The sequence below is a fragment of the Opitutaceae bacterium genome (genome assembly GCA_015075305.1).
In the GTDB taxonomy this organism is placed as follows: Bacteria; Verrucomicrobiota; Verrucomicrobiia; order Opitutales; family Opitutaceae; genus UBA6669.
The window spans coordinates 377,503-391,260 of the sequence record JABTUS010000002.1 but is presented as its reverse complement, the minus strand read 5'-3'; the positions used below and the strand labels follow the sequence as shown (position 1 = coordinate 391,260).

11 protein-coding genes are annotated in these 13,758 nt (G+C 63.4%); 4 read left to right on the top strand and 7 right to left on the bottom strand.

The window, feature by feature from the left end; translation table 11 throughout:
- Positions 1-16: 16 nt before the first annotated feature.
- Positions 17-751, top strand: a complete 735-nt coding sequence (locus tag HS122_06065; protein MBE7537958.1) for a phosphatase PAP2 family protein — start codon at positions 17-19, stop codon at positions 749-751.
- A 28-nt stretch (positions 752-779) separates the two neighbouring features.
- On the top strand, positions 780-1,571 hold the full coding sequence (locus tag HS122_06060) for a polysaccharide deacetylase family protein (GenBank protein ID MBE7537957.1): 792 nt from the start codon (positions 780-782) through the stop codon (positions 1,569-1,571).
- 60 nt (positions 1,572-1,631) lie between these two features.
- On the opposite strand, the gene HS122_06055 is transcribed toward HS122_06060, so the two are convergent.
- Positions 1,632-2,882, bottom strand: a complete 1,251-nt coding sequence (locus HS122_06055; GenBank protein ID MBE7537956.1) for a redoxin domain-containing protein — start codon at positions 2,880-2,882, stop codon at positions 1,632-1,634.
- A gap of 258 nt (positions 2,883-3,140) precedes the next feature.
- On the opposite strand from HS122_06055, the gene HS122_06050 reads away from it, so the two are divergent.
- Positions 3,141-4,061, top strand: a complete 921-nt coding sequence (locus HS122_06050) for a cytochrome c (protein ID MBE7537955.1) — start codon at positions 3,141-3,143, stop codon at positions 4,059-4,061.
- A 63-nt stretch (positions 4,062-4,124) separates the two neighbouring features.
- On the opposite strand, the gene HS122_06045 is transcribed toward HS122_06050, so the two are convergent.
- The 4 genes from HS122_06045 to pdxH form a co-directional block, all read right to left on the bottom strand.
- On the bottom strand, positions 4,125-4,859 hold the full coding sequence (locus HS122_06045; protein MBE7537954.1) for a lipoate--protein ligase family protein: 735 nt from the start codon (positions 4,857-4,859) through the stop codon (positions 4,125-4,127).
- A 148-nt stretch (positions 4,860-5,007) separates the two neighbouring features.
- On the bottom strand, positions 5,008-5,544 hold the full coding sequence (locus HS122_06040) for a hypothetical protein (protein ID MBE7537953.1): 537 nt from the start codon (positions 5,542-5,544) through the stop codon (positions 5,008-5,010).
- A gap of 15 nt (positions 5,545-5,559) precedes the next feature.
- Positions 5,560-7,260 (bottom strand): PAS domain S-box protein, encoded by a 1,701-nt coding sequence (locus HS122_06035; GenBank protein ID MBE7537952.1) that lies wholly within the window; start codon positions 7,258-7,260, stop codon positions 5,560-5,562.
- Positions 7,257-7,898: a pyridoxamine 5'-phosphate oxidase gene (gene pdxH / locus HS122_06030; protein ID MBE7537951.1), complete on the bottom strand. Its 642-nt coding sequence runs from the start codon at positions 7,896-7,898 to the stop codon at positions 7,257-7,259. Before pdxH ends, HS122_06035 begins: the two co-directional genes overlap by 4 nt.
- Positions 7,899-8,124: 226 nt before the next feature.
- Here pdxH and HS122_06025 point away from each other — a divergent pair, with 226 nt between their 5' ends.
- On the top strand, positions 8,125-9,534 hold the full coding sequence (locus HS122_06025; protein MBE7537950.1) for a glycosyl hydrolase: 1,410 nt from the start codon (positions 8,125-8,127) through the stop codon (positions 9,532-9,534).
- A gap of 49 nt (positions 9,535-9,583) precedes the next feature.
- Here the strand turns inward: HS122_06025 and HS122_06020 are convergent, their stop codons facing one another.
- Entirely contained in the window at positions 9,584-11,350 is a 1,767-nt protein-coding gene (locus HS122_06020; protein MBE7537949.1) for a tetratricopeptide repeat protein, read from the bottom strand.
- A gap of 11 nt (positions 11,351-11,361) precedes the next feature.
- Positions 11,362-13,743: a tetratricopeptide repeat protein gene (locus HS122_06015; protein ID MBE7537948.1), complete on the bottom strand. Its 2,382-nt coding sequence runs from the start codon at positions 13,741-13,743 to the stop codon at positions 11,362-11,364.
- Between the last annotated feature and the right edge of the window lie 15 nt (positions 13,744-13,758).

Below are 13,758 nucleotides of genomic sequence, written 5' to 3'. Positions count from 1 at the left end.
TGTGAACATGCCGCCAATGGTGGAGTCCCGTCCAGCGCCAGCTTTCGAGCAGTCCAGGGAAACGGCCCTGGGGCGGTTCTCGAGGCTGTGGCCCTACAAGCTCGTGGGTGCGACGGTTGGCTTCACGCTCTTTTTCACCGCGTACTTTCACGTCCTGCGCCATCCCTTGTTTCCGGTTACGGTGATGCCACTCACGTTCGTTGACCGCTGGATCGCGTTCAGTCCCTGGTGGATGGCTCCCTATGTCTCGCTGTGGGTTTACGTGACGCTTCCACCTTTCCTGCTGACGGACAGACGTGAACTGGCGGTGTACGGAGCGGGCGCCGTGGTGTTGAGCGCGGTTGGGCTGGCCTTTTTTTTCTTCTGGCCGACGATCGTGCCGGCGATCGATCCCGGCGCTGACTGGGTGGGACCGATGCGCGTGCTCAAGACCGTGGATGCCTCGGGGAACGCCTGTCCATCCCTTCACGTCGCATTCGCATGCTTCAGCGCGTTCTGGCTCGAAAACATGCTGAAGCGAATGAATGCATCGATGGTCATGCGCTGGCTGAACGCCGTCTGGGCCCTGGCGATTGCGGTTTCCACGATGGGAACGAAGCAGCATGTCCTGTGGGATGCGGTGGGCGGGGCTGCTCTGGGGATCGCGGTCGCGCTGCTCCATCGGGCCGCGTGGCGCAGGTTCGTGATCGTGCGGCATGGTGCGGACGGCTGCTGGACGCCTGGCTCCGGCCCGCTTCGCGATTGCGAATAGGGCGGCCGCTGCCAGGGAAGATGCAAGAATGGCACGCTGGATTATCTTTTCCTACGGAGCTGGCAAGGGAGCTGCGGCCTGGTGCTGGCTCGCGGCGGGCCTGCCGGGCTTGGCATGGTTTTTCTTCCTCGGCGCGGACATGCTTGTTCTCTACCAGGTCCTGGTTCCGGGTGCCCAGGGATTGTTGCGCGTTGTCACCTCGTTCGAGACGCGTGAGCGCGAAGTCTGGCTGACAATTGACGATGGCCCCGACCCCCATGACACACCGCGCATTCTGGCGGTACTCGCCGAGCATCAGGCCCGGGCCACATTCTTCCTCGTCGGTGAAAAGGCCGCGCAGCATCCGGACTTGGTGCGTTCGATTCTGGATGCCGGCCATGATGTGGGTCATCACACCCACACGCATCCGTCGGGAACACTGTGGTTCGCCGGTCCGCGCAGGCTGGCGCGTGAGCTCGACAAGGCTCTGGAGGCGTATGCAGCGGCAACGATCAATCGTGGCGGTCCGGTGCTCTGGTTCAGGGCGCCGGTCGGAATCAAGAACCTCCTTCTCGGCCGCGAGCTTCGGAAGCGCGGCCTCACCTGCGTCCACTGGTCGCTGCGAAGCTGGGATTCAACGGCGCGTTCGGCTGCTTCCGTTGCAAGGCGCGTCATGTCTCGGGTGAAACCCGGTGCGATCATCCTTGTTCATGAGGGCGAGCGCTTGCATCCGGATGTGCGTGTCAAAGCCGTGACGGAGATTCTGGGGCAGTTGAAGCTGCAGCAATACCGCTGCGTACTGCCGTCGGCGCAGCAATTGAGGCCTCGGATCGCTTCCTGAGCCGCGAGGCGCTTGAATCAGGCGCACCGGCGGATTCCAGTGCGCGGCGCTGGCGGGCGTTCAGGGAACGGTCGCCACGCCGGGCGCCTTGGTGCTTTGCGGCGGCTGATAGTACGGGGTCATGGCTTCCAGAATCGCAGCCAGGGCGCCTTTCGGCTCGATCGGTCCGTTGTGCCGCCAGACAATCCTGCCGCCCGGTGCGACAAGCACGGTGTGGGGAACCGGTCCTGGCCATTCAGGATCCAAGGCTGCAGCGAGGGAATCCTGGCTCGCCCCCGCAAAACGATAGTTGTTGGTGAGACGTCCCTCCTTCTTCAGGGATCTCGCTGTCCTTTGCGATGTGCCGGCTCCCTGCTTTTCCAGGAAAAGCTTTGCGCGAGCGGCCGATTTTTCGTCGTCAAGGCTGATTGTCAGGAATTCGAATTCCCGCAGATCCAGGCGACGCGCAAGCTGGACCAGATCCGGAAACTCCTCAACGCAAGGCGCGCACCAGGTCGCCCAGACATTCACGAGACGAAAGTTCGTGGTTGCGTCTGCAAGAAGCGCGCGGACTCCGTTGGCATCAATATCGGCGAGTGTCACGGGCAGGCTCCTCCAGTTCTGCTCGTGGGCCGCATGCGCGGGTTTTCGCTCGCGCCACTTTGTGGAGCAGCCGTGCGGCTTGGTGACCGCAACCGGCACCTCTTTTCCCGCCAGCAGGGCGACGACGGCATTGCGCGCGTCGGGGGACTTCACCGTTTCCTCCTGGGAGTAGCGCGAGTCGTCAAAGCGACCCTGGTAGCGGAGCTTCCGGTCCTTGTCGAAAATGAAGACATGCGGAGTTGCCAGGCATCCATAGGCGCGTGCAGTGAGCTGGCGGTCGCCGTCATAGAGGTAGGGAAAATCCCAGCCATTCTTTTCCGCGTAGGGTTTCATCTCCGGGAATGAATCGCCAAATTCACCGTAGCCCAGTTCATCGAGGCTCAGTCCGTCGGGATGGTTGGGATTGATGGCCACGAGTGCGAAGCCCTGATGCCGAAAATCGTTCCAGAGCTTCATCAGGCGCTGCTCGATGCCATGTGATGTCGGGCAGTGATTGGAGGTGAAGAGCACCATGAGCACGTCCGCTCCTGCGAACTCCTTCAGTGAATGATTGCGGCCATCGATGCCGGGGAGGTTGAAATCGGGAGCGGGCGCTCCGATCTCGAGTCTGGCCAGCTCCGGCGGCATCCAGTTGCGCGTGATGGCCTGTGTGTCGGCAGCGGCTGCGAGTGCGTGTGGCGCGGCTATCAGAGCCGATGCGGCGGTGACGATGGGGAGGAGAAACTTCATGGCGCTCCGGGAGGGGTTTTGCAAGGCGTGGGCAGGCGGCCAACATGAGCGCATCGGAGCAATCGCGCAAGTGTCGGCAGGCGTGCGGACATCGCCAGGCGGCATCCAGGCTCGTCTGAATTCACGGCACGCCGGATGCCACCGGCTTTTCGCAGGATTCAGCCAAATGAAATAAATCATTGAAAGGTAATGTCATGCCAGGCAGCGTGCGGGCTCCCATCGGCCATCCAGTGGCCTGTGGTGGCGATTCTCTTTTCCATGAAAATCCCGCGTTCCTCCTCCGGAAAAATTGTCCGGACCCTCCTCCTCGGAGTTGCTGCATTGATTGTATTGGCGGGTTTGGCCGTGCTTGTTGCGTTCACTGTCGCCCATACGCGCCTCACGCGCACCTACACGCTGACCGTGCCCTCCGTCGTGGTGCGCAATGATGCCGCAACAGTCGAGCGAGGGCGTCACCTGGCGAACACGCGCGGCTGCACGGACTGCCATGGCAAGGATTTCGCCGGCGCAGTGGTCATCAATGATTCGGTGGTTGGGCATCTTTCCGGTCCCAACCTGACGCGTGGCAAGGGCGGGCTTCCCACCAATTTCGGCGACTTGGACTACGTGCGAGCCATCCGGCATGGCGTCGCGGGCAATGGACGCCCGCTCCTCCTGATGCCGTCGTTTGAATACAGCGTGCTCAGCGATGAGGACCTTGGCGCACTGATTGCATTTCTGAAGACGCTACCGGCGGTCGATCGGGCGAGTGGTCCGGTGAAACCGGGTCCGCTGATGAAGGTGCTGATTGCCTTGGGTGAAATGAAGATCGACGCCGCCCGCATCGACCACGATGCCAAACGTCCGGTGGCCGTGGCGGCGGAGGCGACCGCGGAGTACGGCAGGTATCTCAGCGCAAGCTGCACGGGATGCCATGGCACCAACCTGGCTGGGGGAAAAATCCCCGGAGCTCCGCCCGACTGGCCGCTCGCCCCCAATCTCACGCCGGCGCCAGGTCTGTTCATGGCACAGGCATCCCCCGCCGACTTCATGCATGTGCTTCGGTCGAGAACCCTTCCCGACGGGCATCCCTTGAGTCCGGTCATGCCTGCGGCGTTCGGACAGATGACTGATCTCGAACTGACAGCGCTCTACAAGTACATCAAGAGCGTGCCGGCGGTGTTGAGCGCCAAAAAGTAACGGCCTGCATTACGCGGACCTGGAAAGCGCTGCGATGAAACGCAGAGCCTTCCATTGTGGACATCAGCGCTGCTGATTCCATTCGTCCGAGGTGTAGGTCGCGGTCAACTGCTCGACTTCATTGTCGTTGAAGTCGGGCCATGGCGTCTCCTCAGGCGCGGCCTGAACCAACCGCCCAAGTCTTTCGACGAAGCCGGCGAGGAAATCCTCCCAGTTCCGGATCTTGCCTGCTGACGGGCGCCAGATCGAGCCTTGGAGGATCAAGCCGTGTTTGTTTCGTTTTTGCGCTGCGCCGGCGATCTTGACGCCGGAACCGGGGACAATGACGTCGTGGTATTCCGCCTGACTGAAGCAGACGCCGGCGGCTGCCTGCCCGGAGGACGGGGCGGATGATTCGCCTGGCTTTTTGGTTTCCGCGGGCTGTCCGAGTTCTCTCATCGCCGCTGCAAGCGCCTCGTGCACGTCGCGGTAGCAATCTACGGCCCGTCCCGCCTCGATGGGGTGTCCCCGGGGGATCACCAGCGCGTAGGTCCAGTCTTCGCGATGGTCGACGAGGCCGCCGCCTGTGAAGCGCCGGCAGATTTCCGTGGGAGCGGAATCTGACGCGAGTTGGTCGCGGATGAAGGCGAACTTCTGGCTGTAACCGAATGTGCGGGCCGGACGGTGCCAGCCATAGTGTCGAAAGCGGGCCTGGGATGAGTCCGGGTATCGCTGGAGCAGGAGAAAATCGATCGCCATGTTTTCCGCAGCGCCGCCGAGGCGGGAGGGCAGGAGGTGGAATGAGGGCGGCACACTCATACGAGACGAAACCGCCCCATGCGGCGCAAAGCGATTTTGCGGCTCGCGACCGCGCTGCAATCGGAGAAGCTCGCGCACCATGCCCTCCACTTCGCGACGGACCGCGGGTGAGCGCCTGCAAAGGCTGAAGCGGGGCTGAAACAGGGGATCAGGCCGCCGGTTTTGCCTTGGGCGGGGTCGCTGCGCCTTGCGGGACTTTCAACAGTCCTGGTGTCATGTACCAGCAGACCATCCAGCGGGGTTGTCCCGACTTCTTGTGACGTGTTTCAGTCTTTTCAAGAGCAAGCACCGACCCCTTCTTGAGATCCATGAGCGCGGGTTTCGACCGGCCGCGGATCAGCAGTGACGCAAGGCGGGTCAGGTGGGGGTCGTGTCCGACCACTGCGATTTCAGATCCGGGCGGCAGATCGTTGACGCGTGCCAAGAGCACCCTGGGATCATCATCGCCGAGAATCCCCGGGATCTCAACGCGCGCGGAATCCTGATTCAACCCTGCGGCGAGACGGTCTGCCGTTTCGCGCGAGCGTGCATGGGGGCTGTGCCAGATCTGAGTTGGAAGAAGCTGGTGATTTTCGGCAAAAAAACGCACCAGCAATGCGCATTCCTGAACGCCTGCGAGGCTGAGGGGGCGAAGCGGATCCTCCGATGCCGGGACGGCATGCGCGTGTCGGATCAGGTAGAGCATGACAGGCGGGATCGATCAGAGAAAGGGTTCCGTTTCCACCTGCACCGCGGCCACGCTGCCGAGCTCGCGGTCAAGCAGCGCCCGGATCACCTTCAGAAGCGTGCTCAACGTAAAGGGTTTGACCAGGTGGGCCTGCGCGGTCTGGTCAACCCATGACAGGGGAGTCGGCGGATCGTGATCACCCGTGGCCAGCAGGCGAAGCGCGGAATTTGCGGCCGCCAGCCGGCGCACGAGCGCCTCGGCTCCGGGCAGCCGGCTGTCCAGGATGACGAGCTCAGTGGCAGGCTCGCGCGCTGCGCCGACGGGCAGGATTTCGTTGGCTGTTGCGGAGTCGATGACGACATATCCCTCCGATGTCAGTATGCCCGCGATCATCTTTCTAAGCACATTGTCGCCTTCGACGATCAGGACCGACTCCCTCCCGCCCGTCGTTGGAAGTGTCGACAGCACCGCCGGCCGCGGGCCCGCCGGTTCATTGACCTCCGGCAGATAGATGTCGAACGTGGTGCCGATTCCCGGCGCGCTGTGGACCGCTATGTGCCCCTTGTTCTGCTGCACCACACCGTAGACCAGGGCAAGACCGAGCCCCGTGCCCTCACCCTGGGGCTTGGTCGTGAAGAACGGCTCGAAGAGATGCGCCTGGACCTCCTCGTCCATGCCGTTCCCGCTGTCGCTCACGGACAGCAGCGTGTAGTGGCCGGGGGGAATGTCGACGCGCCTGGTGGTCAGACCCGTCTTCATGGGCCTTCTGGACGTGCTGATCGTGACCTGGCCTCCCGGCGAAAGCGCATCCCGGGCGTTCAGCGTCAGGTTGAGCAGCACCTGCTGGATGGCGGTGGGATCCACGCGCACGTTCCGGGTGTCAGGTGAAAGCGACAGATTGAGCTGGTGATACGGGCGCAGCAGCCGTCCGAAAAGATCGCTGTTCGCCTGGATGACATCGTTGAGGCTGATCACCTGCGGCTCGAGAGTCTGGCGCCGACTGAACGCGAGCAGCTGCCGCGTGAGCTTTGCGGCTTTCTGTCCCGCCGAATGAATCTCCGAGATGGTCCTCCGGGTGTGTTCGTCGTCGGTGAAACGATCCGCAAGGATCTCGGAATAGCCGTTTATCACCGACAGCAGATTGTTGAAGTCGTGTGCGACGCCCCCCGCGAGCCGGCTGACGGTGTCGATGCGCTGCGCGTGTCCGAGCGCCTCCTCAAGGCGGCGTTTTTCGGTGACGTCCCGGTAGCTTGCGACGACATGCGTGACCCGGCCACGCCGGTTGCAGAGGGGGCTCAGCAGCCATGCGGCAAAGAGCGTGGAGCCGTCGCGGCGTGTCAGGTATCCCTCCGCTGAATACGTGCTTCCGGGGCGTGCGGAGCGAAACCACCGGCGCTGCCGGACGAGCTCGGCCTTGTCGACGTGAAGGAAGTCATGCGTGCGCGTCGTCAGCTCCGCCTCGGAATATCCCGTCATTGAGCAAATGCGCGCGTTGGCGAACGCGATCGGAAGTCCGGAGCGGCGCCAGCGTGCCGGAGCGATCAGCACGCCTTCGGGCAGCGCCTGGAGCGCGGTCGCCAGGAGCGTGGGCGGTGGGCGCCTGGCGGCTGGGCGGGAGGAGGCTGATGCGCGTTTTCGGCGCGGGGATGCCGGCGTCGGCCTTGAACGCCGCGAGGCGGCGTCATTCCTGTTTTCTGCGTGGAGCGCTTGGCTTTCGCTCGCGGGCAGCTTCATGGTGACAGCCGCTCGACGATCCAGTCCCCGCCCGCCTTTTCGCGGCGATAGCGCAGGCGGTCGTGCAGCCGGCTGCGGCGCCCCTGCCAGAATTCAACCGAATCCGGCAGCAGGCGGTATCCGCCCCAGTAGGGCGGCAGGGGAACTTCCGCACCAGCGTACTTTTCCTCGAGCGCCTTCATGCTTGATTCCAACGTCTCCCTGTTTGGAACAACGCTGCTCTGATGGGAAACCCAGGCTCCGAGCTGACTGGCCCGAGGACGCGAATGGAAGTAGGCGGCGCTCTCCTCCCGACTCACCCTGACGATCGCGCCCTCGACAATCACCTGTCGCTCCATCGCGATCCAGGGAAATGTTAGCGAGGCAAATGGATTGGCCTCGAGCTCGCGGCCCTTGCGGCTCTCGTAGTTGGAGAAAAATACGAACCCCCGCCCGTCGATTCCCTTGAGCAGGACAGTGCGTGTTGAAGGGCGGCCGTCACGGGTCGACGTCGCCAGCACGGTGGCGTTCGGCTCGGGAATGCGCGCCGCCTCAGCCTCCTGGAACCACGCGTCAAATTGTCGGAAGGGATCCTTGGCGAGATCCTGTTCTGACAGCCCGGCCAGACTGTAATCCCTTCTGAGATCGGCGAGTGACATCGCCGCAAACCGTAGTGAACCGCAACGGGAGCGCACGGAGAAAATGATCCGGCGCCGCAAAACCCCCAGGCATGCAGCCCATGCAACCGCGCTCTCCCGGTCGGGTGCGGAAAGGGAGCCACCGCGACAAAGCCGCCAGGAATCAGCACTAATCCGTCCTCAAGCGGTTTCGACCTTGTTTCGCGCGAGGGCAGGTTGCAGCGTTGTGGCTCAATCTCCCACGCCCATGAAAATCAATCTGAAGCTTACACCCCGGTCATTGCAGCGAAAGGTCGCGCGCGTCTTCGACCTCGCCGGAAAAAAGATCCGGTCGATCGATGCAACCTGGGATCCCGCCAAGGGCACGCCCGTTTTCACGGTCAAGGGCGGATACACGTCGCGCGGATGGACGGAGTGGACGCAGGGCTTCCAGTTCGGCATGGCGTTTCTGCAGTACGACGCCACGGGCGACGAGAGTTTCCTCAAGCTGGGCCGGGAAAAGACGGTCAAGCTCATGGCGTCCCATGTATCCCACGTCGGTGTGCACGACCATGGATTCAACAATGTCTCGACCTATGGGAACCTGCGCCGACTGCAGCTCGAAGGTCGCATCCCCGAGAATCGTGACGAATTGAATTTCTGCGAGCTGGCCCTGAAGGTTTCCGGCGCCGTGCAGGCCGCACGCCATGTACCCACGAGCTACAAGGCCCCCTGGTCGCCGGTTGGCGGCGCGGGTGTCGCCCCGAGCGGCTACATCTACTCCTTCAACGGACCGCAGTCGCTTTTTGCCGATACGATCCGCTCCATGCGATCGCTCGTGGTCGCCCACCAACTGGGGCATGCGCTGATGGGGGAGGGCGACAAGCCGATCAACCTGCTGCATCGGGCGATCGAGCACGCGGCGACTACCGCGAGATTCAATGTGTTCTTTGGCCGGGGGAGGGACAGCTATGACATCCGGGGCCGTGTGGCGCACGAGTCCATCTTCAACCGCAACGACGGCCAGTACCGCTGTCCGTCGAGCCAGCAGGGTTATTCCCCGTTCACAACCTGGACGCGCGGCGCGGCGTGGATCATCTGCGGTTTTGCCGAACAGCTTGAGTTTCTCGACACCGTTCCCGGCACCTCGCTGGATGCGATGGGCGGCCGGCGGGCTGTGACGAATGTCTTTCTGGAAACCGCGCGCGCCAGCTCGGATTACTACATTGACGGCTACTCGGCGAGTGACGGCGTGCCCTACTGGGACAGTTCGGCGTTGAACACCCACCGGCTCGGCAACTTTGCGGCTCGTCCCGCTGATCCCTTCAATGAGCACGAGCCCGTCGACAGTTCAGCTGCGGCGATTGCGGCGCAGGGGTTCATTCGCCTTGGCCTCTGGCTCGGCGGCAATGGCGAGAAGGCTGCCGGTCGCCGCTACCTGCAGGCCGGTCTGACCGTGGCCGACACGCTTTTCGACGAGCCCTACCTGTCGGTGAATCCGAAGCATCAGGGACTGCTGCTGCACAGCGTCTATCATCGTCCGAATGGCTGGGACTACGTTCCGAAGGGCCGGAAGGTGCCGTGCGGCGAGTCTTCAATGTGGGGCGACTACCACGCGTTGGAACTGGCGCTGCTGCTCAAGCGGCTGGCGGAGGGCAAGTACTACACGTTCTTTTGAACCGGCTGGCATCCCTGGATCCGGCAGCAGGAAATGGTGCCGCCTTCCGCTATTGGCGCTGGAGGCATTCCTCCACCATGCGCGTGTACGCCTCTTCCAACCCTTGTGCCAGGGCCGTTCCGTCACAAAGGCTGGAGTGTGCCACGGCGTTGCGCAGTTTCCGGCGAGAATCGAGGCACGCATCGTGATCGCGCGAGCGACGCTCGGCGGCGAGGCGAACTGCGATGTCCGCGAACTCCTCGGGCGACTGCGCACACCAGGCGGGGAAGCCCGCTGCGGTCAGAATCGATGTCGACATGCGGGCAGGCATGGTGCCACCCGCCAGCGTGACGACGGGCACGCCCATCCAAAGCGCCTCGCAGGTGGTGGTGCCGCCGGTGTAAGGAAATGTATCCAAGGCGATGTCGATGCGGCGATAGGCAGCCAGGTGTTCCGCGCGACTGGGGAACGCGGGAAGCATTTCGATCCTTTCAGGCGCCACTTGGTGCTCGGCAAAGAGGCGCGTGATGCGGTCGCGGGATTCGTTGTCACGCAGACTCCACGACTTCAGCACGAGCCTCGATCCTGGAATCCGGCGAAGCACGGTGCTCCACAACCCAACCGTGGTGTTCGTGACTTTCAGGATCTGATTGAAAGATCCGAAAACAACGGCGTCAGCCGTCGTCGAGACATCGGGTTCCGGCGCCTCCGCCGGAGGCTGGTACGCCAGCCAGCAGCGGGGAAGGCGCCAGAGCTGCTCCACGAACAGGTCCTGATAGTCGGGCGGGTGCAGGACGTTGTCCGTGATCCAGTAGTCCATGGCGCGCAGTCCAGTCGTCGCAAAGAAACCGAGGTAGCATGCCTGAACGGGTGCAGCGCGCCGGGAAAAGATCCCGAGGCGATTTCCCGCGGTGTGGCCGGCCAGATCCACAAGCACGTCAAGCTGGTGGCTGCGAATCAGAGTGGTGGCCGCCGTGTCGTTGAGGGTGTAGATCGAATGCCACGCGGGCATGCGTGAACGCAAACGGTCCGTCACCGGATCGGGCCGGGCGACATTTGCGTAGCAGATCACCTCGACGCGGCGCGTGTCGTGCCCGGCCAGGACGGGCTCAATGAAGGTCGCCACGGAGTGTGCGCGGAAGTCGGGCGAGAGGTAGCCTATGCGCAGGCGGCGGCCGCCTGACAGCGGGCGCGCGACGGGAGCTGCGGGATCTGCGGTGGCCGGCACCCTGAACTGGCGCGCCTCCGCATAAATTTCCCCGGGCGCCTCCTGCGAGCGGTAACCGAGGAGAAAAATCAGGTTGCTGCGGGATATGTTCTCGCCCGGCTCGAGTTCGATCGCCTTGCGCAAGGCATCCTCCGATTCGTCAAACCGCATCCAGTCGCGCAGCACATTGGCGAGGTTCGCCCAGGTTTTGGCCCTTTCCGGAGAAATGGCGATCGACTGCCGGTAGGCGGCTTCCGCCTCGCTGAGTCTGCCGCGTCTATAGAGGACAAGCCCGAGATTGTTGTGGGTGATCGCGCAGTCGGGCTTGTACTGCAGGGCGCGGCGGAAGCAGGCTTCGGCGTCGGCAAGCCGGTCCAGCGAACGGGCGGCCTCGCCGCGATTCGTCCAGACACCGGATTGCGCCTCGTTCGCCTTCAACGATGTGTCAAAATGTTCGATCGCCTGTGCGTGGGCTCCGTGCTGGTGCAGCAGCAGGCCCATTTGCGCATTGGCGAGCGGATCTCCCGGCGAGGCGGAGAGGAGGTCGCGATAGAGCTTGAACGCCACATCATGACGCCCTGCCTGATGCTCCTGAATCGCAATCCTAAGACTTGATTCAAACGGTGTCATTGAGGCGTCTGTCAGGAATTTCTGCTGAAAAATGCGTCACGCATCGAGCCATAGGCTTCAGCAAGAAGACGGGCGAGCTCGTTTGCGTCGCAGAGCGGACTTGCAGCGACCATGGAGCGCAGAGCATGTCGGGTGCGCGAGCGTTCGTCGACTCCCCGGGAGCGCATGCGGTCCACCTGCATCCGGGCGAGGCGGACAAACGCGTCCTCAGTTTCCGCAATCCAGTCATTCAATCCCACCGTGCGTAGAAATGAGGCGGACATCCTTCCCGGCATGGTGTCACCCAGCAGGGTCAGCACCGGCACGCCCATCCACAGACTTTCAGCCGTCGTGGTTCCTCCGGTGAATGGCGTTGTGTCGAGTGCGATGTCGACTTCCTGGTATTGCTGAAGATGCGTGTGCCGGTCCGGGGCGGGTGCGCGGAGGACGATGCGCCGGGGGTCGACTCCCCGGCTGGAGAAGGCCTCCGCCAGTTGGTCGCACTGCCCGGCTTCCTCCAGCCCGGCGGTTTTCACGATGAGACGCGAATCAGGGATTTCCCGCAGCACCAGACTCCAGAGATCCAGTGTGCGGGGGGAAATTTTCTGGCGGTTGTTGAAGCTCCCGAATGTCAACGTGTGACCGTCGTCGCATCTCGCGGGCTCCGGACATTTCGCGGGAGGCTGATACGACAGCCAGCATCGCGGGAGCCGCCAGAGCCTTTCCGGGTAACAGGAGTCGAGCGATGGAGGCAGAATGGTTTCATCACCGATCCAGTAGTCCATTTCGGCGAGTCCGGTTGTCGCATAGTATCCAAGGTAGCAGGCCTGCACGGGTGCGGCGCGCTGGGCTAGCGCTCCGAGGCGGTTGCCGCGTGTGTGTCCGCCGAGGTCGATGAGAACATCGATCCGGTGGCTGCGAATCAATTCCGCGGCGGCGGAGTCGGACAAGGAGTGGATGAAGTGCCAGCGATCGGATGGAAGCCGTGATTTGAGACGCTGGGTCACTGCATCCGGCGCCGGCACGCTGGCGTAGACGGAGACATCCAGGGACTGCCGGGCATGCGCTTCGAGGATGGGCTCAAAGAAGGAGACGACGGCGTGGTCGCGAAAGTCCGCGGAAACATAGCCAACCTTGAGAGGCCGCGCACGATCCGGAACGGGAAGCGGGGTGGAGGGCCGGGTGCGCGGAAGGGACGCACTCCATTGTCGTGCGATGGCGAGGTATTCACCCGCGGTGAGCGATCCGGCGTAGCCCGCCATGGCGAGCAGGCTGCTGACCATCTGTGGATCAGGATTGGGTTTTGCCAGGATGCTTCGCTGCACGACGAGGGCGCTTTCGGCATCGCCGTTTTGCGCTTGGGCCTCCGCCAGAACGGCGGCGGCGTCATTGTCATCCGGTGCAAGTCCGATGGCGCGTTTGGCAAAGGAAAGGGCCTCGGACGGCGCCCGGGTGAGCAGGGTGCGTGAGAGGCAAACCCAGCCCTTGACGTGCCTGGGATGGCTGCTGGTCAGCGCGCGAAGGATCGATTCGGCCTCGGTGCGCTGGCGCTGCGCGATCAACGAGACGGCCAGGCCGAGCTGCACTTCGGGGTGTTGCGGCGCAGCGGCGAGCAGTTGGCGAAAAATCCGTTCCGCCTCGTGCGGACGACTGCGATCGATGAGAAGCTTGCCCAGATTGTGCCAGGCGGCGAGTGGGACGGGTTGGCTGGAGACGGCCTGTCTCAGAACGGATTCAGCCTCATCCAACGCCTGGCGGCGGCGCAGGGATTCGCCGAGCACGCTGAGGAGGCGTGCGTCGTGGGGGGTGCGCTTGAGTGCACCGTGCAGCAGCGTCTCGCACTGACTGAAGCCGCCCGATTCGAGAAAAGCCTGGGCTGCGCCGAGGACAGTTTCCAAGGAGGTGTCTCCACGGGCGAGGGCCTGCTGGAACGAAGCGGAGGCCTCGGAGAATCTCCCCTGATCAGCCAGGACCAGCCCGAGATTGCAGTGTGCGCGGGCGAGTGCGGGGTCGTGGGACAGCACCTCGCGGTAGGCATTTTCGGCTTCGGGCAGTCGGCCCTGGGCTCGAAGTGCGTTTCCCAGATGGATCCGCAAGGTGAGGTGCCGGGCGTCGATGGTGAGACCGCGACGATAGAGCCTTTCGGCTTCAGCGTGGCGTTGCAGACCGCTCAGGGCGTCGCCCCAGTGCTGGAAAACCGTGGCATTGGTGGCATTGCCGGCCGCAGCCGACTCGAGGAAGGGCAGCGCCTGTTCGGGACGTGATCTTTGCAGGCAGATGATGCCGAGCTGATGCAGCACGAAGGCGTCGTGCGCGTGGCCGATCAACCAGTCGCGGTAACCCGCCTCCGCCGCGTCGAGCCGTCCCTCCCGGTGGTTATTGACGGCCTTTTGAAGCGCGGGATCCAGGTTCATTGCCCGTGTGAAGAA